Genomic DNA, 21318 nt, shown 5'->3' on the forward strand with positions numbered 1-21318 from the left:
ATCATCGATTAGCTTTCCGCGATATGCTACGCTTTAATATTGCGTGCCACATATAGCAAAGGAATAAAAAAGAACTACGAAAGGCGGATAGGCCAAGCCTTGAGCGATAAATTGCCCATTGCCAACGAGCGGCATGAAACTTGTTTGCTGACATCGAGGACGAGCTCACTCGATATCTTGCGAGCGGTTCACTTGATGGAGTAGCCCGGGCTACTTCCACTTGTCCAAGCGCTCGAAGCCAAAATAAATAGTCCTCGTGTTTACTGTCTTCGAACCTGAGACCCGCCAGGTCTACCCTGCGGAATATGCCAGTCAGATTGCCGATGAAGTTAGACCTCAGCAGTCGCTCGTATCGTACAACTTCAGGAGCTAGTACTTTACCGAGCTCACGGCCATCGCCGTCCATACGCACGTAATCCCCATAAGAGATTGCCACGCCGGTCTCCTCCATGAACGCCACCTGCCGGTCCAGCTTGAACGTTTCCCAGACATCGTCCGCATCGAGAAAAGCGACATATTCGCCGCGCGCCGTGTCTAGGGCAAGATTTCGGCTATTGACGACGCCCATATTGCTCGCACTACGGCGATATCGAATGCGGTCCTCTCCCTGTTGAAATGCCTTAACGATTTGAGCCGTATCGTCGGTGGAAGAGTCGTCGACCACAAGCAGCTCCCAGTTGCTATAAGTCTGGGCCAACACCGATCGAATCGCCTCGGCGATAAATCGTTGGGCATTAAATGCCGGCATCACGATAGAAACAAGAGGCTTATTTTCAGCGCCCATCGCCCCTCCCTCCCCTGCAGAAACGCCGCATCCGCGTCGCGTATTCACCGCAGTAATGCGATCTAAAATAGGAGGAGTACCGTTCCATCCACACCTGCGCGGCGCGCCGCCCACGTTGGTTAATCTCGTCAGCAGAAAGCTCGTTGAGCCACGCTTCCAGAGCGTCCTGCCCCTCGGCTACCGCCCAACCAGAATCGTCTTGGCCCACTCGAGCCCCAGGCGGCGTTCCCGCCGTCGTCAGCATAGGTCGGCCCAGCATCAAATGTTCGTAATATTTGTTGGGCGATGCGTACTGGTGGTTTGGAACCGAAAGATAATACATACCCACCACGACGTCCATTGTGGACATCAGGCGAAGCCCGTCGTCGCTCTCTTTAGCTCCGTAATAGTGAATATTGGAAGCCTCCCGCGACACGGCGGAAAACTTCTCCGCCAATCCACCGTACCCTGCCACGTGCAACTGCACATCAGAGCGCCGCAGGCAGGCGGCGAGCAAATCTTCCAACCCGCGGTGCAGGGGTTCCAAAACACCAAAATAGCCAATCTTCCACGGACTCTTAGCTTCCCAAGGCAGAGTAGGAGCCACTTGCCAGCTAGGCACGTTCTCCAATACAAGCACGTTCGCGTCATCTTGGCGCAAATCGTGCTGCACGTAGCGGTCGGCACTCGCAATTATGGTCAACGCAGCGCTCCGGGCGATTATGCGTTCCAAGGCGTCCAACGCCGCGCCAGCGATCCCGCCAATATTTCGTACGGCCGTGTACTTATCATACAGATCGAACACAAGCGGGCGTCTAAATAAACAGCAGAACACCCAGCTCGCAAATCCGCCATCAAGATCGACTGCATGCACCACATGAACATGACGGCGCTCTTTTACGAGTCTAAAAAAAACGTAGGCGTTCCACCATAAAAGCAAGATGGCGTTGCGCCACCCCCCGCCCAGCTGCGCACGCTTCGAAAAATAATGAAAACCTGGACGCGCGGACGCCGGACGCCCGTCCTTGTTCCAGCCCACGAAACAAAAGGCAAGCCCGACTTCAGACAACGCTTGGAAGTACTTTCCCATACGTGCATCGTAGTCCGCGATATACGATCTGATAAAAAAAATCATTTTCTTATGGATCGGCGTAAATCTGAGCGCCCACGTTTCTTTATAATCATCCAGCGCGGCATACGAAACAACACCAGTTTTCGGTACAGAAGCACATAGGTGATGGAGAACGCTGCTGCGCAACCCATAAGGACGTATGGCATCTGCCAAAACAAGACCGCTGGAATAACAGCGAGAGACGACAATAGCCAAAGGTAGGGTGATGTCATGGAATTGCGCTGGTTACGGTGACGCAACTCGCGGGAGCCAACTGCCCAGCGCACAACACGTTTGTAAATTAGCATATGGAGATGCACGCCGTCCGGCGCTCCGGGTGACACGCCACGCAACCATTTTTTTCTATATATCGAAAACAACGTCTCGAACACCGGATAAATGCACAACAGCAGCGGAAACCATGCTGAAACATTAGGGTGTCGCGCGAGCATGAGCACGGATACAGTACCTATCATGAACCCAATAAAATACGCACCCCCATCGCCGAGAAAAATCAAGCCTCGAGGATAATTCCACAGCAGGAAGCCGAATAAGGCGCCGATCATGCCGACACATGCGACAAGCAGCAGCCGATCTCCAAGATAATATGAAACATAGGCGAATCCTGCGAAAATCATCGCCGAAACTACTGCAGCCAATCCGTTATAGCCATCGATGATGTTGATAGCGTTGGCGGCGCCCGCAATGGCCACGGCGGTAACCACGAATGAGATCGGCCCGAACTGAAGTAGCCAGTCGATTCCAATAATGTCCAACCGCGTCAAAGTCGCGCCAAGAAAATAATATGCGGCCATACCAGACAGCATTGCCAAAGACAATCTGAGCAAGACTCTTACTCGCTTCGTCAGATCTTCGGCCAGACCTCCAAAAAATGCCGGCATCGCGACCGCTAGCAAGGTCAGGGGCTCGTTGCTCAATGAGGCCTCACGTAAGGTTGCCAATACAAGAATACAGGCCATCGCGAACACGATCGCGACCCCGCCCACGCGTGGCACAGGCTTGTCGTGGTATTTTTGGACGCCTTGGGTTTCATGATCGGCAGTAAACCTGCCATGAAGCGCATTAAATCTAAGCACTAATAGCGTGAAGACCAAGGACACGACAAACGCTACAAGCAAATAAAGCATATTTTATTCAAGCGCCATAACATGATAAGTATTTTTATACTGAAGCCCGCTGTTAAACGTTTCCCGAGCAGACTCCATTGACTATCCAGTCATGAGGGGAGCTTCGTGTTTGAATAATAATTTCGATTTCATCAGTTCAAGACCGTTACTGCTCCATCGGGAGGGCGGCGGGAGGGATCTACAGTGGACGAGACATACTTTTTTATACACACAGTAGCTCTACGCTGCCGGCGCTTTCTATGATCGGTGAAGACCTGTCGGTCACCTACCCCAAACCTTCATCGATGAGGCTGCCCCGCACAGAGCCTGGATTATCGCACTTTCGACGTTGCAACGGCGCGTAATAAGGAGTAGGCACTTGCCAAGAGATCCTTCGAAATAGCTGTGGCACGCCTGCAGCGTTAATAAGAATAAGAATTTTTCCTTTCTCCATAAACGCGCTCGCCGAAAGTGAATTAACTAGTTACATGAACGGGAACGTTGCCCGAGATGGAGCAGTGCGCCTAGCTCCACGGGATTCCCGGTGAAGTTGCGGACTGAGAAATCGCGTTGCAATGGGGGCTCACCGCCGCCAGACGAAACTCGTGGCTGCAATGCCGAATAGCTTACCGCTAGGACGAACCTTGCTAGACTTCGAACGGAGGTCTCCAGATAGCGTAGTCAAATTCTATTGTTAGAGCCACAATGCACGTATAACTTCTAAAAGGAGACAGCCATGCGCATTGCCGATGCCCAATGGATTCCTTCAACGCAACACCAGACATGGGATGCGTTGACTGACCCGAGAGTCTTGCAGAAGTGCATACCGGGCTGCGTGGAAGTTGCGATGCGCAGCCCTACCGAATACGGCGTCACCTTGCGGGCCAACATCGCGGGGATCGACACCGACTACGAGGGCGAGATCCTGCTCTCGGACGTCAACGCTCCCGACAGTTGCACACTCGTCTTTGAAGGCAAGGGCCGCGCGGCCTGCCTGGCCATCGGTACCGCGCAGGTAAACCTCAGCACCAAGGACCAAGGCACCCGCGTCGCCTACACCGTGGCGGGCATGGCCGGGGGCAAGTTGGCCGAGTGCGGGGAAGGCCTGCTGCTGAAAGCGGGCGACAAGATCATTCAGAAGTTCTTTGCCGCCTTCATCGACCACATGGCGACCCAGCCGCGCGTCGCGCCGCCGCCCCCTCCTCCCGAGCCCGAACCCCGCGGTCTGTCCAATTCCCGATGGTCATGGCTGTTGGTCGTGTTGGTTATCGCGGTTTTCTGGGGTTATCACTCGTTTTACAAGTGAAAACCCTAGTGGGCCGGTGATATCCTAGGCGGCATGACTCCGCCGCCGCCACCGACACAGCCAGCCGCCGAATCCCCTCGCTCTCGACGAGACTTGCTGATGGCCATGGCGGGCGTGTCGGCGACGGTGGTGCTGGCCGCGTTGGATTCCACCATCATCAGCACCACCCTGCCTCGCGTGGCCGAGGCCCTGAACGGCATGGCGCTTTACGCCTGGGTGGGCACCGGCTATCTGCTGGCCACCGCGGCGTCCATCCTGATCTTTGGCCGGCTGGGCGACATGTTCGGCCGCAAGCCCTTGATGCTGGTGTCCGTGCTGATCATCGCGCTGGGTTCCATCGCTTGTGGACTGGCGCAATCCATGACGCAACTGATCGTGTTCCGCACCCTTCAAGGGGTCGGCGGCGGCATGATGATCGCCACCGCTTTCGCGGCGCCGGCCGACCTGTTTCCCGATGCCAAGCAGCGGGTGCGCTGGATGGCGTTGGTGTCGGCCGCGTTTGCCATGGCCAGCGGAATCGGCCCGGTGCTGGGCGGCGCGGCGACCCAGGCGCTGGGATGGCGTGCGGCGTTCTTCATTTCGCCTATCGCGGCAGCCGGCGCGTTTTTTCTGTTGGCGCGCTACTTCCCGCGCATCCGCCCCATGCACGATGGCAGCCGCAAGATCGACTGGGTAGGCGCCATCTTGCTGGTCTTGGCCGTGGGCGCCCCGCTGGCGGCGCTGGAACTGGCCTTCGCCCGGGGCGAACATGCCCATCCCCTGTTGGGCGCCCTGTTGGCGGTGATTGGCGTGGCCGCCATCGCCATCCTGATTCCCACTGAGCGGCGCGTAAAGTCCCCCATTTTTCCGCTACGCGTGCTGGCCGGGCAGGAATCCCGCCTGCTGAACCTGTCCGCCATGATGGTGGGCGCGGTCATGTTTGTGCTGATCTTCTATAGCCCGCTGTTGTTGCAGCAGGTGTTGGGCTACTCGCCCAGCGAAGCGGGTTTGCTGCTGACCCCGCTGGTCGCGGCGATTTCAGTCGGCAGCATCATCAATGGCCGGATGTTTCCCAAGCAGACTGAACCGCAACGCCTGATGGTGTTCGGCGGCCTGCTGCTGGCGGCCGGTACGCTGATGGTGCTGTTGATTTCGCCCGGGACCTCGGCCTGGTGGATTCTTGCGGCCTTCTTCGTCAACGGCTGCGCGCTGGGCTTTCTACTTCCCAATCTGACGCTCTTCATGCAGATGCTGAGCGAACGCCGCGACGTGGGCGTGGCGTCGGCGCTGGTCCAGACCACGCGCGCGATCGGCAGCGCCTTGGGTACCGCGCTGGTGGGCATCATGATTTCACACGGCACGGTACTAAACGGAGTGCGGGCCGGCCTGGTCTTGTGTATTGTCCTGTCCCTGGCCTGTGCGCTGCTTGCGCATCGAGTCAAGATGAAGAATCTGGTCACTGGCCGGAAATAAGGCAAACCGAGACACATCATGCGTCAACGCAATCTGTTGGACCTGCTGCTGCTGGCGGCGGTCTGGGGCGGCTCTTTCCTGTTCATGCGCCTTGCCGTGCAGGACTTCGGGCCCATCGCCCTGATCGAGTTGCGTGTCGGCCTGGCCGCGCTGTTCCTGCTGCCGGCGGCCATCTGGCGCGGCAAGCTGCCTGTGATTGCGCGGCACTGGAAGCCGCTGCTGGTGGTGGGCACCTTGAACGCCGCCGTGCCCTTCCTGCTTTACGCCTACGCCGCGCAATCGCTGGGCGCGGGCTTCCTGTCGGTGGCCAACGCGGTGACGCCGGTATGGGGCGCGGTGGTCGGGTGGCTATGGCTCAAGGACAGGTTGCCGTGGATGCGGTCGCTGGGCCTGTTGATCGGGTTCGTGGGCATCATCGTGCTGGTGTGGGACAAGCTGAATTTCCAGGCCGGGGGCACCGGGCCCGCCGTGCTTGCCGCCGTGTCGGCGCCCGTGTTCTACGGCATCGCCGCCAACTGGACCAAGCGTTTCCTGACTGGCGTGGATGCCTTGGCCAGCGCCACGGGCAGCATGATCGCGGCGTCGCTCGTGCTGCTGCCGCTGGCGATATCCGCCTGGCCGGAGACGCCCGCGTCAATGACCGCCTGGATCTCCACGATCTTGCTGGCTGTCGTCTGCACGGGCGCGGCCTACATCATCTTCTTCCGGCTGATCGCCAATGTGGGACCGACCGCCGCCGTCAGCGTCACCTTCCTGGTGCCGATTTTCGGGGTGGTGTGGGGCGCGTGGTTGTTGGACGAGAGCATCACGCCGTCCATCGCGCTGGGCGCCGCCATCATCCTGGTCGGCACCGCGCTGGCCTTGGGGCTGATCAAGCGCCGTGCCTGAGCCGGCGCTTCAGTATTTATCCGACGAGCCCGTCAACGCCACGCCTATGCGCAGCAGCGTATAAGACACCGCGTCCACCCAGCGCCGCAACCATCCCCGGCGCTGGTAATCCAACGGCCGGATGAAGCGGCCGCCTTCGCGGATGGCCGTTTCCAGGCGTTCTTGCAGGTCCCACGCAAAGGGCTGGCTGTCGACGACGACGTTGGCCTCGCGCGCCAGCAGCAGGCTGAACGGATCCAGGTTGGACGAGCCCACCGTGGCCACGTTATCAATGACGGCGACTTTGGCGTGCAGGTATCCCGGCATGTACTCGAAGATCTCGATGCCGTCACGCAGCAGTTGGTCGTACAGCGAGCGCGTGGCGTGGTACTGCATGCGGTATTCGACCTTGCCTTGCAGCAGCAGCCGCACCCGCACACCGCGCGCGGCGGCTTTGGCCAGGGCGCGGCGGAACTGGCGTCCCGGAAAGAAATAGGCGTTGGCGATCAAGATATCGCGACGCGCCTGCGTGATGCCATACAGATACGCGCGTTCGAACGTCTGGCGATACCGCAGGTTGTCACGCAGCACCAGCGCCGCGCGCAAGGTGCCGCAAGGTTCAACCGGCGCATGGTGCGGCTTGGTGAGCCGCATGCGGCTCCAGTCGCGCGGATGGCGCCGCAACCGCGCCCAGTTCAAACGCACCCACAGCAAGTCCTGCGCATAGGCCGCTTCGGTGACGAGCGGGCCTTCCACCTGCACCGCGAAATCAAAGCGCGGCGCGGAGATGCCGTCCGTGGGATCCAAATCATCGTAATCGTCGATGACGTTGATGCCGCCGATGAACGCAATGCGTCCATCCACAATGGTGACCTTGCGATGCAGCCGTCGCAGCCGGCTGCGCGACGGAATAAAGCGAGCGAACCAGCGCGGTTCAGGCCGGAAGATGCGGCATTGGGCGCCTGCGTCCAGCAGCATCGCGCGCACGTGCTCGACGTTCATGGCGCTGCCGAAGCCGTCCAGCACCACCCGCACTTTGACGCCGCGCCGCGCCGCCGCCGTCAGGCACTCCAGCACCTGCGAGCCGGTGCGATCCACCATGAAAATATAGGTTTCCAGATGCACGCTGACCTGCGCGGCGTCGATAGCCGAACACAGCGCGGGGAAGAAGTCGGCGCCGTTCTGCAACAAGCGGATGTTGTTGCCGTCCGTCCATTCCAGCTTGACCTGCTCGGTCTTCACGGAAGTTCCAGCTCCGCCAGCAAGGGGGAGTGATCCGACAACCGCGCCCACTCCCTACCGCGCAACACGCGCGCGCTGCGCACGGCAAACCCGCGCTGGTAGATGCGGTCCAGGCGAAACCACGGAAACACGGCGGGAAAGGTACGGGGCGGCGGGTGCAGCATGCGCGCGCTGCCGTCCATGCCCAGTTGGTTGGTGCGTTCCATGACGGACAGGCCGCCATTGGGCAACCCGCGCAGTGCGTTGCTCAGCCGTTTGACCGAATCGCGCAAGCGCGGCAATTCGCCGCCATGACTACGGGGCGCATGGGAAAACACTTCATACAGCCCCAACTGTTGAACGAACAGCGGCGCCAGGCGGTCATTCCAATCATTGAAATCCCCTGCGATCAGAATGGGCTCACCGTCCGGCACCATACGCCGAATGCGCTCGGTCAACGCCAGCACCTGGCGCGTGCGGCTGCCGGCAAACAGGCCCAGATGCACCACAAAGCAATGCACCGGGCGGTCGCCCACGTCGATGCGCGCATGCAGCAGCCCGCGTTGCTCCAGGCGGTGGTCGGAGATGTCGAGGTTTTCGTGATCAAGAATGGGAAAGCGCGAAAGCAGCGCATTGCCATGGTCCGTGGCGTGGCGGACGGCATTGCGGCCGTAGGCCACATCCAGCCGCAAGGCGGCGGCCAGGGATTCGTGTTGCGCGTGGAGCAAGGATCGTTGCTCGTTGCGGCCCTGGACTTCCTGCAGGAAGACAAGATCCGGGCGCAGGCCATACAAACCCAAGCGAAGTTCATTCAGGGAGTCGAGCCGGCCCAATGCCGAACGGCCCTTGTGAATGTTGTAGCTGACGACACGGATGAGCGACATAAAAGCGATGGCGCCTTTTGAAAGCAGAGGAACCACTGGCCAGACCCAAGAGCAGCTCCGGCAAGCACCGCCAACAAAGCGGCGTCTGCCAGATTACTCCAATTCAGCCACGCCCTGCCGCGACAAAACACTCACAAGTAGCCACGCAGCCAAGAACGCAACCCGCCGCAAGCCCATGCCGCCCCACAAGCCGGGCCGCCGAGGATCCGGCTCCGCCGGTCCCGCGAGGCGCCCCCCTGGGGGGGAGCCGCCCCCGGCGCCTCGGGGGGGGGCTTACTTAGCCTCGACGTTACGCAAGCGGATGTGCAACTCGCGCAACTGCTTTTCGTCGACTTCGGAAGGCGCTTGCGTCAGCAGATCCTGAGCGCGCTGCGTCTTCGGGAAGGCGATCACGTCGCGGATCGATTCGGCGCCGGTCATCATCGTGACGATGCGGTCCAGGCCGAACGCGATACCACCGTGCGGAGGCGCGCCATACTGCAACGCGTCCAGCAGGTAGCCGAACTTTTCCTGGGCTTCCTCGGCGCCGATCTTCAGCGCGCGGAACACCTTGCTTTGCACTTCTTCGCGGTGGATACGGACCGAGCCGCCGCCGATTTCCCAACCGTTCAGCACCATGTCGTAAGCCTTGGCGAAGGCCTTGCTGGGGTCGGTTTCCAGGAAGTCCTCGTGGCCGTCCTTCGGGCTGGTGAACGGGTGGTGGGCAGCGGTGTAGCGGCCGTCGTCCTCGTCGTATTCGAACATCGGGAAGTCAACCACCCACAGCGGCTGCCAACCGGCTTCGAACAGGCCCGTCTTCTTGCCGAATTCGCTGTGGCCGATCTTCACGCGCAGTGCGCCGATGGCGTCGTTGACGACCTTCTCGCGATCCGCGCCAAAGAAAATGATGTCGCCATCTTGCGCGCCGGTACGCTTGACCAGTTCGGCCAGCGCGGCGTCGTGCAGGTTCTTGACGATGGGCGATTGCAGGCCGTCACGGCCCTTGGCCACTTCGTTGACCTTGATGTAGGCCAGGCCCTTGGCGCCGTAGATGCCGACGAACTGCGTGTAGCCGTCGATTTCGCTGCGGGACATTTCCGCGCCGCCGGGCACGCGCAGGGCGACCACGCGGCTGCCGGGCGCCGTGGCGGCGGCGGCAAACACCTTGAAGTCCACATCACGCATGACGTCGGTCATGTCGGTGAATTCGAGCTTCACGCGCAGGTCCGGCTTGTCCGAACCGTAGCGACGCATCGCTTCCGTCCACGGCATGATGGGGAACGGCTGCGCCAGGTCCACACCCTGCACGACCTTGAAGACGTGACGGATCAGGTTTTCAAAGATTTCACGGATCTCGAACTCGTTCAGGAACGAGGTTTCGCAGTCGATCTGGGTGAATTCGGGCTGACGGTCAGCGCGCAAGTCTTCGTCGCGGAAGCACTTGGTGATCTGGTAGTAGCGGTCAAAGCCCGACACCATCAGCATCTGCTTGAACAACTGCGGCGACTGCGGCAGCGCGAAGAAGTGGCCGGCGTTCACACGCGAAGGCACCAGGTAGTCGCGCGCGCCTTCGGGCGTGCTCTTGGCCAGCATCGGGGTTTCGATATCGATGAAGCCCAGCTGGTCCAGGAACTTGCGCGTTTCGATCGACACGCGGTAACGCAGCATCAGGTTGCGCTGCATTTGCGGGCGGCGCAGGTCCAGCACGCGGTGCGTCAGACGAGTCGTTTCCGACAGGTTGTCGTCATCCAATTGGAACGGCGGCGTGACCGACGCGTTCAGGATTTCGACTTCCTTGCACAGCACTTCGATTTCGCCCGAAGCCAGTTCGCTATTGGCGGTGCCGGCCGGACGCTCGCGCACCAGGCCGGTGACGCGGACGCAGAATTCATTGCGCAGGCGCTCGGCGGTGGCGAAGGCGGCGTTGTCCGGATCGAACACGATCTGGGCCAGGCCCGCGCGGTCGCGCAAGTCGATGAAGATGACCCCGCCGTGGTCGCGGCGGCGGTTCACCCAGCCGTACAGGGTGACGGTCTGGCCGAGATGGTCACGGCAAACCTGGCCGGTGTAGCAGGTACGCATGCGGGATGACTCCGTTGTGTGCTTAGTTTGAGCGTAAGGGTTACGAATCGCCGCGAGGCGCGTCTTGCACGCCAGGCGCCGGAGAGAGCGGAGCCGGTTGGCCCTCGGGCGCAAGCGCCTGGGCCGGGGCGACCACGCCCATGGAAACGATGTACTTCAAGGCCGCGTCCACGCTCATCTGAAGATCGATCGCGTCGGCGCGAGGCATCATCAGGAAAAAGCCGGACGTGGGGTTCGGCGTTGTCGGCACATACACGCTGATGTGGTCGCCTGGCATCAGGCTGGCCACTTCACCGCTGGGTGTACCGGTGACAAAAGCGATGGTCCAGGAACCCGCCCGCGGATACTGCACCAGCACCGCGCGGCGAAACGCCTGTCCGTTCGGGGCAAGCACGGTATCGCTGACCTGCTTGACCGAGTTGTAGATGGAACGCACCAGCGGAATACGGCCCAGCAGGTTTTCCCACTGGTCCACCATGGTACGGCCGATCAGGTTGGCCGCAAACACGCCCGTCAACAGCACCACCACGATGACCAGGACGAAGCGGAAGCCGGGGATGTCGATGCCGAACAGCGATTCGGACGACAGAAAGCCAGGCACGAACCCTTCCAGGGTGGCGACCAGCAAACCCAGCACCCACACCGTGATGACCAGGGGAACCCAGATCAGCAGGCCGGTGATGAAGTACTTTTTGATAAGGCGCATCCGCATCGCGTGGACTCTAGGCGGACGACGTACCGGCGGCCGGCGATCCGGCGGCCGGAGCGCTTGCGGCAGGAGCGCCTGCCGCAGGAGCCGCTGGAGTTGCCGCCGGCGTGGCGGCCGGCGCCGAAGCAGGCGCCCCGCCTTCCGCCGCCGCCCCGGTGGACGCAGCGCCCCCGGAACCATTGCCACGGAAATCGGTGACGTACCAGCCGGAACCCTTGAGCTGGAATCCAGCCGCGGTCACCTGCTTGGAAAACGTGCTTTGGCCGCATTCGGGGCAAACCGAAAGGGGCGCATCGGAAATCTTCTGCAAAACGTCTTTGGCATGGCCGCAGACGCTGCACTTATAGGCGTAGATGGGCATCAAGGGCTCCCAGGCGCGCGCCCGGAAAATAAAAAGCCGTCGGTCGCCAGACAAATGCAGTCCGGGGCGACGGGAGGGCAAGGCCGGAAAAAAATTCGGGAAAGTCTTGAATTTTAGCGGTTTTTCATGAACCGTCGGTGTCCGGCCCGGCCCCGGGGCGCCAAGCGGCACTGCGGGGGCCTGCCCCCGGCGCCGCCGGCCGCCTTTCCCTATACCGGAAGCAGGAACATGATGGCCGCGACCAAGGTGGGCGCGAGGGCCGACAGGAACAGGCGGCCCGACGAAATACTGCCGTCCGGGAAGTGGTTCTTCAGGATGGCGAAGCCCGCCGGATTGGGCGCGTTGGCAATGACGGTCAAGCCGCCGCCCGTGACCGCCCCGGCCACCAGCATGTAGCGCCACGTCTCGTTGGTGCCTTCGACCAGCGAACCCAGATACGTCAACGCGGCATTATCGGTAATGGCCGTCAGCGCCGTGGCGCCCCAGAACAGCACGAACGGTTCCAGCCCGCCCAGCAAGTCCTGCAACCACCATTTCTGCAAACCGCCCAACACCACCAGCCCGGCCAGGAAGAAGCCCACCATCAGGCCTTCCTTGATCAGCAGACGGTTCTGATGGCGCTTATAGGCTTCCGAAAAGCCGATGAACATCATCAGCAGACCCATGAAGATGGCCGGGTGATGGGCGGTAAGCACCACCGCCACCAGGAACGCCAGATGCACCAGGATGACGAGCACCGGCACCGGCGGACGCGAATCCGATCCTTCCGGCGCGTCCACCCCGCCGCCCGTACCGACCGAGCGTTCCATCAAGGCCTTGCGGCAGACGAAGGTCAGGATGCCTGCGTTCAGAAGGACGGCCACCGCGGCGCGCCAGCCGAAATGCTGCACCATGTGCGCGGCGTCCCAGCCGAAGGTGGACGCCACCATCAGCACCGGCGGCGCGGCGTAAGACGTCAACACACCACCGATGGACACGTTCACGAACAGCACGCCCAACGTCAGGTATTTGAAGCCGGCGCGGCCGCTCGTGCGGAAATAGGCATCGCGCAGCAAGATGGCGGCCAGCGTCATGGCGGCGGGCTCGGTAATGAAGGAGCCGCCCAGCGGCACCAGGGACATCACCACGAAGAAGGTCGCCAGCTCGCGCGGCAGCGGCAGCACGCGCGCCACGATGCGCACCATCAGCCCCACCATTTCCAGGATCGGCCGGCTGGCCGCCACCACCATGATCACGAAAACGAACAGCGGCTCGGTAAAGTTGCGCGTGTCCATGTAGTCGATCGCGGTAACGGGACCAGACAGCGCCGCCATCGTCACGATCAGCGCAAATGCCCAGACGCCGAACACCGCCTCCACCTCGGCGAACAAATGCCAGATGCCCGCGTGCGGGCCGCCGCGATGGGCAAGGCGCGCAAAAACGGGAACGGAAAAGGTATGAAGAACCGCCACGGCAAACAGGATGGTGGCGATGACTTCAATAGGCTGGGGCATAAGAGGGACTTCCGAAATAAAGAATCACGCAACGGAAATTCACGCGATGCGAACGCGATCCGGCGCTGCTCACCGAACAAGGCAGGCAATATAACGCAGGCATATGGCCCTGTAACGCAGGGTCTACACCAAGGCGCGCCGCGCTACGCCCGATGCGAAGACGCGCTCCCAGGCCTTGTCTAGCTGATCGGCGCGGGCGGTTCCGCCCCCTGCTGCGCCGCCTTCATCTCCATCAGCAAGCTGTGCAGCATCTCGGTGGACAAGCCGTGCAGCACCAGGCGGTAACCCGCGCGCAAGGTCGACAGCGGCACCAGCGGATGGCTGTTGTTGACCAGGATCAGGTGCTGCGGCGCGCCCAGCAACTTGGCCGTATAGATGCCGATGGTCTCATCCAGCTGCAACGAATTGGCCGCGCGCCAGAAGTCGTTGTCGGTCAGCATCAGCTGATACAGCGGCGTGAACAGTTCGATGGCGCTTTGCAGGTCCAGGAAGTTCAACCTGCCCTGCGGCATGTCTTCCAACTTCAGCGGCGGGTCCTGGATCATCGAGAAGTCCACCGTTTCAGGCGCATGCATTTCCACGCCGGCTTCGCGCAGCGCCTGGTTCAGGCGGATGACGAAGTTGAACAGGTTCAGGTCGTGCTTGACGAAGAGTTCGTCTTTCAGATCATCGATTTCCAGCGGTTGCAGCGGCGTGGTCGTGATTGGCACCGGCGAATTCGCGGCGATGAACGCCAGCGCCTGCGCGCCCAGATGGAAGTGGCGCAGGATCAGCCAGTTGGCCTCGGGCGACACAAAGCGTTTGAGCCCCCAGGCCAGAATGCGATGCAGCAGCTTTGAATGCGACCAGCGGCGCGGCAGAAACGTCTTCACCACCTGGATCAAGATGATGAAGGCGCGCGCCAGCGGCCGCAGGAACGGCAGCAGATACTGGCGCGAGGCGCAACTGGAGTCCGTCAGCCAGGCCTTCTTCACCTTGTCCGGCAAGGGCGTGCTGCGGTCCAGATACAGGGCAAGCCAGGGGTTGGGGTCGGCCGGGTCGTGCGGCTTGGCCAGAAAATCGGGTTCCTTGCTCATGCCGCATCGCCCTCCATCACGTGGTGGAACTGCATCAGGTACAGCGCGGCCGTACGGCGCGCGGTGTCCACGATGCGTTGTTCGGCCCGGCCGTCTTCGTCGCAATCCAGCGCCAGTTCCACCGCCGACAACCAACGCGCCAGATGATGCTCGTCGTTGTGGCCGTGGTATTCCAGAAAGCGGAAGGCATCGGGCGGCAGCTTCAGGCTGGCTTTCAACAGCGGCAACAGCGCCGGCACGATGCGCTGGCCCGTGCCCTCGATGATGTAGATGGCGCCCAGCAGGCCAATCGGGTCGCGCGTGGCGGCCAGGCCGTGCAGATAGGCGTTCAGCGCCTCGCCACCGGGGTTACGGCGCAGCGCGTCGATGTTATCGACCGCGCCACCTGCCGTGCGGTAGTCCTGAAACAGAATCTGGAAGTCGTTCTGTTCTTCGCCGGCATGCATGTCGATCAGCGCGGCAAGCGGCGCGTACTGCTCCGTCAGCGACGCCGCGCCCTCGCGCATCCACTTGCTGCCTTCGCGCACTTGCGGAATCCAGTTCTCCATCCAGTTCAGGTAGTCGGCCGTCTGGAATTGGCGGTTGCGCAGCCGGCGCACCACCGGCGTGCGCCATACCCGCGAACGGTAGTCGTGCCAGATGGCGGCCAGCTCGGTCAGCAATTGGCCCAGGCCTTGCGGGGCCATGTCGGGGTCGTGCGGCGGCGCGATGGCGTCGGCGTCATCGCTTTGCGTGTCGTCGCGGGTCGCGGGCTTGGCGGCGGACATCGTGGTTCCGGCCACCGCCGGCGCATGCACCGCTTCGGCCTCCAGCAGCATATAGGCCGCCATGAAGCGCCCCGACTCGGGGATGTAGCAGAAGATCTGTTCGCCCGGCTTGATCTCGCGCGTTTCCAAAAACTCGGCCAGCATGATCAGGATCGACGCCGCGCCGGTGTTGCCACGCCACGCCAGGTTGCTGAACCAGCGCTCGCGCGGAATCACCAGACCCGCCTTTTCCATCAGGTCTTCGACCACGGGGATGAATTTTTCAGACGAGTAATGACATAGGAAATGGTCGACCTGATCCGGATCCAGCCAGCCGTCGCGCACCAGCTTGGCGTACTCGTGGATGCCGATGTCGAACAGATGCGGCAACAGGCGGATGTCCTGCCGCAGCGACAGCGCGCCGTCGGCCTCGGCCTCGTTCCAGGACGGATAATCCAGATGGCCTTTTTGGCGGTCAGCGGACAGGCCCAGTTGCATGCACACGGGGTAGTCGCCCGAGAACGAGCGCTGATGCACCCATTTCAGCTTCAGCCGAACGCCCTGCGATGCCCCTGCCAGCGCGCGGCCCGAGTTGCCCAGCAGCAAGGCGCCCGCGCCATCCGACAGCATCCAGCGCAGGAAGTGCGCGTCAAAGTCCGCGTCATAGCCACGCGCCGCAAAGCGCGATCGCTTGAACAGGCGCGACGGCAATTCGCTGGCCACGGCCAGGGCGCTGGCGTGTCCGCCCATCTCCACGCCCTGCGCCGCCACCTGGATCGCCGACACGCCCGCCGCGCAAATGCCATGCACCGACAACGTTTCCATCGGCTGCGCGGCAAGCTCGCCCTGGATCATGTTGGCAAAGCCCGGCATCAGCGCATCGCCACCCGACGATCCGCTGGTCAGCAAGGACACAGCGGCAAGGTCGCTGTCATTGCGCCGCAGGCAGTCGCGGATGGCGTTGGCCGCCAGTTGCGCGTTCGTGTAGACCGTCTGGCCTTCCGGGTCGATAGCGTAGTAGCGCTGCTTGATGCCATTCTCGGCAAGGATGCGGCTTTTGATGCGGCTGGACATCCGGTTCAGCGGCGCAATGTAGCTGTCCATGGCGTCGTTGGACACGGCTTCGCCCGGCATGAAATAGCCGGCGCTTTCCAGGTAGACACGATTAAACGCGATGGGCATGTGACAGGCCTCGATGGGGAATGAATGGGACGCTAGCGGACATGCTCGGGCGCCATGCGGGAACGGCTGCGCAAACGCGGCACGAACGCCGCCAGCACGAAGACGCGGCACATATAGGGCAGCAGCCCACGTTCGTTAAGTGCCGGGTCGACGCGCAAGCGATAGTGCTCGCGATGCAGCCGGGTCAGTTCGGACCAATGCGCGCGCGGATGCTCGTGATGCGCGGTATGCAGGCCGATATTGAATAGCATCGGGTTGACCAGCCCTTCGAAATTGCGCGCGTAATTCAGGCCGGCCACCTGGCGCGGCCCGCCGTCGGCGTGCGCGTGCTGCAAGTAGTTGGTGGCCAGCAGCCAGTGCAGTCCGTGCAACTGCGGCACGATCACCAACACCAGCGCCTTGACGGGATTCACCGCCAGCAGCCCGCCCCACAAGCCCAGCCACGCACCGTATTGCGCCATGCTGTAGCGCCACGCGCCCGGCCAGTGGCGGCGCAGTCGCCCCAGCCACGCGAAGAACATCGGGTACAGCACCCAGCCCGCCTGGAACGGGTGCAGCACATAGCCCCACAGGTGATTCGTGTCGCCGCCAAAACGGTACGTGCGCGCGGCGTCGCGTACGCCATGCTTGTAGCGATGATGGTTCGCCACATGCGCGGGATAGAACACAAACGTTGGGTGCCCCTGCAGCAACGTGATCCAGAAATCGGTGGCGCGATTGGTCCAGCGTCCGCGCCACATGCGGATGTGCGTGTGGTTGTGATGGATGACGCCGATGCCCAAGGTCAAAAAAAGCATCAGCGCGTAAAGCGGCCACCAGAATCCGTACACCCATTGCCACGCCGCCAACGCGGGCAGCGCGGCCAGGTAGGCCAGGCTTTGCCAGTCGCGCCGGTTGCGCAGCGACGGCAGGCGGCGCCGCGCGTTAAGCCTTGCCGCCAACAGATTCTCTGCGCTGGAAGGCATCCAGCTGGGGGGCCGCGGCCTCGGCTTGCAGGCGCGTGCGGAACAAGCGGTCCATGAAGGTGAACTGGAAGCCGTAATTGCCGTTGTAGCAGGCGTGGTGCAGATGGTGGCGCCGGCTGGCGGCGAACCAGTGCGCGTAGGACACCTTGGGGAAAAAATCGTAATTGGCGTGGCCGATGCAATTGAAGAACAGGCTGAACAGCGGCACCGACGCCAACGCCCAGAAGCTGAAATCATGCAGCACCATGGGCAGCATGATGACGTTGCCCAGCATCAGCGCTTCGATGGGATGAAAGCTGTAGGTCGAGAACGGCGTGGTCACCACGGACCGATGATGCGGCAAGTGGAAACGGCGCAGCAGCTTGGTGTGCAGCAAGCGGTGGTTGATCCAGAAATGGACATCGTTCCAGGCGACCAGCACCAGGATTTCCACCACCACTTTTTGCCAGCTTGGGTTCGGGTCCAGATGCGCCCAACCCAGTTGCAGCAAGCCCCAGGGAAAGATCATGCCGGTGCCAAACAGCAGGATGGACAGCCCGGACTGCGCAAATTCACGGCGTAGCTGGCCGGGGCCCAAGGGGCGCGGATCCAGCGACCGGCCTATGCCGAGTGCCGGCAACACGTGCTGGGTCAGCAGCCAGGTGGCCGCACCAAAAACCAGATAGATGCCGCCGAAAAACAGCAGCCCCGCCAGCATCACCTGCCAGGCGGACAAGGCTTCAAATGCTTGAGCCATGAACGTTTTGTTTCACCCCGAAGAATGGCCGCATCATAAGCAATCCGTCAGCATCCCGGTAAGGCATTTATTACAAAATGAATCCGGGCACCACAAAGCTGAATGGAACAGCGCGATTGCGGCCTAACTTCCGTCTACTGGCAAGGAAACTGGCGGTTCAGGCCCGCAACGGCCGCGTCCAGGCGCAGTGCCAACGCCGCGCTGGCCGCCGGCATCGGCTGCCGCAGTTCTTCGGTCAAGAGGCCCTGGCGCCCAAGCTGTGCCTTCAGCGGGCCGGGGTTGGGTTCTTCGAAAGCCAGACGGATCACCGGCGCCAAGGCGTGGAACAGCCGACGCGCCACGTCCAGTTGCTGCGCGCGCACCGCCTGGTACATGGCCACGAACAGGTCAGGCCGTACATGCGCGGCGGCGGCAATCATGCCGGCCCCGCCCAGGCACAGCACGGACAAGGTTTGCAGATCTTCGCCCGCCAGCACGTTCATCTGGCCGTCGGCGATCAAGGCCAACGTCTTGTCCAAGGACCCGCCGCAATCCTTGATGGCGGCAATGTTCGGATGCGCGGCCAGCGACAGTAACGTCGATGTCTCAAGCGTGGTGCCCGTGCGGTACGGAATGTCGTAGAGCACCAGGGGAAAGCGCGAGGTATCGGCCAGGCGGCGGAAATAGGCGGCGGCCCCTTCCTGGCCGGCGCGCACGTAGTACGGCGCGGGCGCCAGGATGCCCGCCAGCGGTCGCGTGCCAAAGGCCGACAGGCGTTGCAGCACATGCCCCTGGTGGTTGCCCGCCAGGCCCATGATGACGGGCAGCCGGCCGGCTTCGGTCAACACGGCGTCCAACACTGCCAGCTGCTCGGCGTCGTCCAGTGACGCGGCCTCGCCCGTGCTGCCGCACACGACCAGCCCGTCCACGCCCGCGGCGGCATAGTGGCGCACCAGGCGGCGCAAAGCCCCACCGTCGACAGCGCCACCGGAAAACGGCGTCACCAACGGCACCCAGACGCCTTGGAACACAGATTGTTGAATAGACATGAGAACACTCCTTCGATGTAGGCGGACCGCGGTTGGACCGTACAGAAGTGCTCGGGATATCAGAGGATGCGCGCGGAGGCGCTGAGGCGCCACCAGGAGGCCGCTGTTCCGTCGCCCATCTGACGGAACAGCATGCTCCGGTCAGATGAGCGGCTGTTTTTTGGATTTCAGGCCGACGGCAGCCAGCACCACGCCCAGGGCGCGGATGCAGGAAGCGGATTGGATGGCCTGAAGAATCATGAATGAATAAAAACGATAAGACGCGCGTCGGCGGCTGATGCGGAAATCTACCGGGCGACCGTCAACGTGTCAACGGCGCGCGGTGGCGGGCGGCCTTGCGCGCATCGGACGGCTCGACGGCGCTTAGCCCGCGCTTGTCTACGCTTAACCCAGGCTGGCCAGGAACACGGCGCACAGCGCCTCCATGCCTTGGCGGTCGTCTTCGTCGAAGCGATCAGGCACGGGGCTGTCCACATCCCAGACGCCGATCAGTTCGCCCTGATGCACCAGCGGCACCACGATTTCCGAACGCGACGCGGCGTCGCAAGCGATGTGGCCGGGGAAGGCATGCACGTCGGGTACCAACTGCGTCTGCCGTTGGCTCGCGGCCGCGCCGCACACGCCGCGATTCAAGGGAATGCGCACGCAGGCCGGCTTGCCCTGGAAGGGTCCAAGAACCAGATCGGTGCCATCAAAGAAATAAAAGCCCGCCCAGTTCAGATCGGGCAAGGCTTGATAGGCCAGCGCGCTCAAGTTGGCGGCGTTGGCGATGCGGTCGGGTTCGCCTTCCAGCAGCGCGCGGGCCTGTGCCACCAGTTCGGCATACAGGGCGGACTTGGAGTCGGCGACGATCGGGGCGGCTTCAAACATGGCGATAAATGTAACTGTACAGGCGGTTTTCGATGCAGGTGATTTTAGGGGTTCCACGCGTTAAAGGGGCCGGGCTGCTAGCGTGTGGGACAATACTTTTTTGTCGCAGTCCCGTTACAAGCCTCTCCCTTTACCCTTCTTCTTCAAGAAGCAATCCATGGACAAGCCTCTCGAACCTGCGTTTTCCTTTTCGGAACGCGCCCAGCAACTTACCAGCTCCGCCATCCGCGAGATCCTCAAGGTCACCGAGCGTCCCGAAGTCATTTCGTTCGCTGGCGGCCTGCCGGCGCCCGGCGGCTTCCCGGTAGAAGTGGTACGTGCTGCGTTCGACAAGGTATTGGCCACCAACGGCCGCGCGGCTTTGCAATACGGCCCCACCGAAGGTTTTGCGCCGCTGCGCCAATGGGTTGCCGACGACCTGAACCGCGCGGGCGCCAACGTCGCCGCCGACCAGATCCTGATCGTTTCGGGTTCGCAGCAGGCGCTGGACCTGCTGGGCAAAGTGCTGATCGACAAGGACAGCAAGGTGCTGGTCGAAGACCCCAGCTACCTGGGCGCCCTGCAATCGTTCAGCCTGTACCAGCCGAAGTTCGTGCCGGTGCCCACCGATGAAGGCGGCCTGATCCCCGAAGCCATCACGCCGGAACTGGCCGACGGCGCGCGCTTCCTGTACGCGCTGCCCAATTTCCAGAACCCCACGGGCCGCACGCTGAACCTGGAACGCCGCATCGCGTTGGTCAAGCGCGCCGCCGAACTGAACCTGACCATCGTTGAAGACGACCCCTATGGCGAACTGCGCTACGCAGGCGAGCCGCAGCCGGGCCTGATCGCGCTGGCCGCCGAATACGGCGCCAACGTCGTTCGCCTGGGCACGTTCTCGAAGGTGCTGGCCCCCGGCCTGCGCCTGGGCTACATCGCCGGCGCGCGCTCGCTGATCAACAAGCTGGTGCAGGCCAAGCAAGCCACCGACCTGCACACGCCCACGCTGACGCAGATGGCCGTGTACGAAATCGTCAAGGACGGGTTCCTGGAAGAGCACCTGCCCAACGTGCGCGAAATCTACCGCGCCCAGGGCAGCTGCATGCTGGACGCGATCAAGCAGGAATTCCCGTCCACCGTCACCTGGACCAAGCCGGAAGGCGGCATGTTCATCTGGCTGACGCTGCCCGAACACATGGACAGCACCAAGCTGCTGGAAAAGGCCATCGCGCAAAACGTGGCCTTCGTGCCGGGCGCGCCGTTCTACAGCGGCGCGGGCAAGCCGAACACGCTGCGCCTTAGCTTCGCCACCGTGCCGGAAGACAAGATCCGCACGGGCATCGCCATCCTGGGCAAGCTGCTCAAGGAATACACGGCATAA

At 62.2% G+C, this 21318-nt stretch carries 19 protein-coding genes; 4 read left to right on the top strand and 15 right to left on the bottom strand.

Translation table 11 applies throughout. The annotated features are described in order from the left end of the window. Position 1 precedes the first annotated feature (1 nt). Genes M2361_RS18535 through M2361_RS18545 form a run of 3 tightly spaced genes read right to left on the bottom strand, consistent with a single transcriptional unit; the run spans position 2 to position 3022 of the window. Positions 2-784, bottom strand: a complete 783-nt coding sequence (locus M2361_RS18535; protein ID WP_259251095.1) for a glycosyltransferase family 2 protein — start codon at positions 782-784, stop codon at positions 2-4. Beyond that, entirely contained in the window at positions 774-1898 is a 1125-nt protein-coding gene (locus M2361_RS18540; RefSeq protein WP_259251096.1) for a hypothetical protein, read from the bottom strand. Before M2361_RS18540 ends, M2361_RS18535 begins: the two co-directional genes overlap by 11 nt. Continuing rightward, a complete protein-coding gene (locus M2361_RS18545; protein WP_259251097.1) occupies positions 1895-3022 on the bottom strand; it encodes a glycosyltransferase in 1128 nt (375 codons plus the stop codon). The genes M2361_RS18540 and M2361_RS18545 overlap by 4 nt, the downstream gene beginning before the upstream one ends. A gap of 715 nt (positions 3023-3737) precedes the next feature. Here M2361_RS18545 and M2361_RS18550 point away from each other — a divergent pair. From M2361_RS18550 to M2361_RS18560, 3 genes are all read left to right on the top strand, one after another. Beyond that, positions 3738-4307, top strand: a complete 570-nt coding sequence (locus M2361_RS18550) for a carbon monoxide dehydrogenase subunit G (protein ID WP_259251098.1) — start codon at positions 3738-3740, stop codon at positions 4305-4307. A gap of 99 nt (positions 4308-4406) precedes the next feature. Then, the gene (locus tag M2361_RS18555) at positions 4407-5759 is read left to right on the top strand and encodes an MFS transporter (protein WP_259251100.1); all 1353 of its coding nucleotides are present in this window, start codon (positions 4407-4409) and stop codon (positions 5757-5759) included. Positions 5760-5777: 18 nt separating this feature from the next. After that, complete coding sequence (locus M2361_RS18560) at positions 5778-6647, top strand: DMT family transporter (RefSeq protein ID WP_259251101.1); 870 nt, start codon at positions 5778-5780, stop codon at positions 6645-6647. 9 nt (positions 6648-6656) lie between these two features. On the opposite strand, the gene clsB is transcribed toward M2361_RS18560, so the two are convergent. From clsB to M2361_RS18620, 12 genes are all read right to left on the bottom strand, one after another. Continuing rightward, a complete protein-coding gene (gene clsB, locus M2361_RS18565; RefSeq protein WP_259251103.1) occupies positions 6657-7868 on the bottom strand; it encodes a cardiolipin synthase ClsB in 1212 nt (403 codons plus the stop codon). Next, positions 7865-8731, bottom strand: a complete 867-nt coding sequence (locus tag M2361_RS18570) for an endonuclease/exonuclease/phosphatase family protein (protein ID WP_259251104.1) — start codon at positions 8729-8731, stop codon at positions 7865-7867. Before M2361_RS18570 ends, clsB begins: the two co-directional genes overlap by 4 nt. A gap of 273 nt (positions 8732-9004) precedes the next feature. After that, the gene (aspS, locus tag M2361_RS18575) at positions 9005-10792 is read right to left on the bottom strand and encodes an aspartate--tRNA ligase (RefSeq protein WP_259251105.1); all 1788 of its coding nucleotides are present in this window, start codon (positions 10790-10792) and stop codon (positions 9005-9007) included. Positions 10793-10832: 40 nt separating this feature from the next. After that, complete coding sequence (locus tag M2361_RS18580; protein ID WP_404976393.1) at positions 10833-11498, bottom strand: DUF502 domain-containing protein; 666 nt, start codon at positions 11496-11498, stop codon at positions 10833-10835. A 16-nt stretch (positions 11499-11514) separates the two neighbouring features. After that, positions 11515-11862 carry an FmdB family zinc ribbon protein gene (locus M2361_RS18585; protein WP_259251109.1) on the bottom strand — a complete coding sequence of 116 codons (348 nt, stop codon included), beginning with the start codon at positions 11860-11862 and terminating at the stop codon, positions 11515-11517. A gap of 209 nt (positions 11863-12071) precedes the next feature. After that, positions 12072-13355 (bottom strand): putative Na+/H+ antiporter, encoded by a 1284-nt coding sequence (locus M2361_RS18590; protein ID WP_259251110.1) that lies wholly within the window; start codon positions 13353-13355, stop codon positions 12072-12074. Between the two features lie 179 nt (positions 13356-13534). Continuing rightward, positions 13535-14431, bottom strand: a complete 897-nt coding sequence (locus M2361_RS18595; protein ID WP_100853801.1) for a DUF6999 family protein — start codon at positions 14429-14431, stop codon at positions 13535-13537. Continuing rightward, positions 14428-16359 (bottom strand): iron-containing redox enzyme family protein, encoded by a 1932-nt coding sequence (locus tag M2361_RS18600; RefSeq protein ID WP_259251112.1) that lies wholly within the window; start codon positions 16357-16359, stop codon positions 14428-14430. Before M2361_RS18600 ends, M2361_RS18595 begins: the two co-directional genes overlap by 4 nt. 32 nt (positions 16360-16391) lie before the next feature. Further along, the gene (locus tag M2361_RS18605) at positions 16392-17324 is read right to left on the bottom strand and encodes a fatty acid desaturase (protein ID WP_259251113.1); all 933 of its coding nucleotides are present in this window, start codon (positions 17322-17324) and stop codon (positions 16392-16394) included. Then, the gene (locus tag M2361_RS18610) at positions 17284-18060 is read right to left on the bottom strand and encodes a sterol desaturase family protein (protein ID WP_259251114.1); all 777 of its coding nucleotides are present in this window, start codon (positions 18058-18060) and stop codon (positions 17284-17286) included. Before M2361_RS18610 ends, M2361_RS18605 begins: the two co-directional genes overlap by 41 nt. 134 nt (positions 18061-18194) lie before the next feature. After that, positions 18195-19088: a 4-hydroxy-tetrahydrodipicolinate synthase gene (gene dapA, locus M2361_RS18615; RefSeq protein ID WP_259251115.1), complete on the bottom strand. Its 894-nt coding sequence runs from the start codon at positions 19086-19088 to the stop codon at positions 18195-18197. Positions 19089-19472: 384 nt separating this feature from the next. After that, entirely contained in the window at positions 19473-19958 is a 486-nt protein-coding gene (locus M2361_RS18620; protein ID WP_259251116.1) for a GAF domain-containing protein, read from the bottom strand. A 157-nt stretch (positions 19959-20115) separates the two neighbouring features. Between M2361_RS18620 and M2361_RS18625 the strand changes: the two genes are divergently transcribed. Further along, positions 20116-21318 carry a PLP-dependent aminotransferase family protein gene (locus tag M2361_RS18625; RefSeq protein WP_259251117.1) on the top strand — a complete coding sequence of 401 codons (1203 nt, stop codon included), beginning with the start codon at positions 20116-20118 and terminating at the stop codon, positions 21316-21318.

This window comes from Achromobacter sp. JUb104 (assembly GCF_024806975.1).
In the GTDB taxonomy this organism is placed as follows: domain Bacteria; phylum Pseudomonadota; class Gammaproteobacteria; order Burkholderiales; family Burkholderiaceae_B; genus Achromobacter; species Achromobacter spanius.

Excerpts from the sequence above, each read along its gene's own strand:
- M2361_RS18535 (WP_259251095.1), bottom strand. The coding sequence starts at position 784 with ATGGGCGCTGAAAATAAGCCTCTTGTTTCTATCGTGATGCCGGCATTT.
- M2361_RS18540 (WP_259251096.1), bottom strand. The coding sequence starts at position 1,898 with ATGATTTTTTTTATCAGATCGTATATCGCGGACTACGATGCACGTATG.
- M2361_RS18545 (WP_259251097.1), bottom strand. The coding sequence starts at position 3,022 with ATGCTTTATTTGCTTGTAGCGTTTGTCGTGTCCTTGGTCTTCACGCTA.
- M2361_RS18550 (WP_259251098.1), top strand. The coding sequence starts at position 3,738 with ATGCGCATTGCCGATGCCCAATGGATTCCTTCAACGCAACACCAGACA.
- M2361_RS18555 (WP_259251100.1), top strand. The coding sequence starts at position 4,407 with ATGGCCATGGCGGGCGTGTCGGCGACGGTGGTGCTGGCCGCGTTGGAT.
- M2361_RS18560 (WP_259251101.1), top strand. The coding sequence starts at position 5,778 with ATGCGTCAACGCAATCTGTTGGACCTGCTGCTGCTGGCGGCGGTCTGG.
- M2361_RS18570 (WP_259251104.1), bottom strand. The coding sequence starts at position 8,731 with ATGTCGCTCATCCGTGTCGTCAGCTACAACATTCACAAGGGCCGTTCG.
- aspS (WP_259251105.1), bottom strand. The coding sequence starts at position 10,792 with ATGCGTACCTGCTACACCGGCCAGGTTTGCCGTGACCATCTCGGCCAG.
- M2361_RS18580 (WP_404976393.1), bottom strand. The coding sequence starts at position 11,498 with ATGCGCCTTATCAAAAAGTACTTCATCACCGGCCTGCTGATCTGGGTT.
- M2361_RS18585 (WP_259251109.1), bottom strand. The coding sequence starts at position 11,862 with ATGCCCATCTACGCCTATAAGTGCAGCGTCTGCGGCCATGCCAAAGAC.
- M2361_RS18590 (WP_259251110.1), bottom strand. The coding sequence starts at position 13,355 with ATGCCCCAGCCTATTGAAGTCATCGCCACCATCCTGTTTGCCGTGGCG.
- M2361_RS18595 (WP_100853801.1), bottom strand. The coding sequence starts at position 14,431 with ATGAGCAAGGAACCCGATTTTCTGGCCAAGCCGCACGACCCGGCCGAC.
- M2361_RS18600 (WP_259251112.1), bottom strand. The coding sequence starts at position 16,359 with ATGCCCATCGCGTTTAATCGTGTCTACCTGGAAAGCGCCGGCTATTTC.
- M2361_RS18605 (WP_259251113.1), bottom strand. The coding sequence starts at position 17,324 with ATGCCTTCCAGCGCAGAGAATCTGTTGGCGGCAAGGCTTAACGCGCGG.
- M2361_RS18610 (WP_259251114.1), bottom strand. The coding sequence starts at position 18,060 with ATGGCTCAAGCATTTGAAGCCTTGTCCGCCTGGCAGGTGATGCTGGCG.
- dapA (WP_259251115.1), bottom strand. The coding sequence starts at position 19,088 with ATGTCTATTCAACAATCTGTGTTCCAAGGCGTCTGGGTGCCGTTGGTG.
- M2361_RS18620 (WP_259251116.1), bottom strand. The coding sequence starts at position 19,958 with ATGTTTGAAGCCGCCCCGATCGTCGCCGACTCCAAGTCCGCCCTGTAT.
- M2361_RS18625 (WP_259251117.1), top strand. The coding sequence starts at position 20,116 with ATGGACAAGCCTCTCGAACCTGCGTTTTCCTTTTCGGAACGCGCCCAG.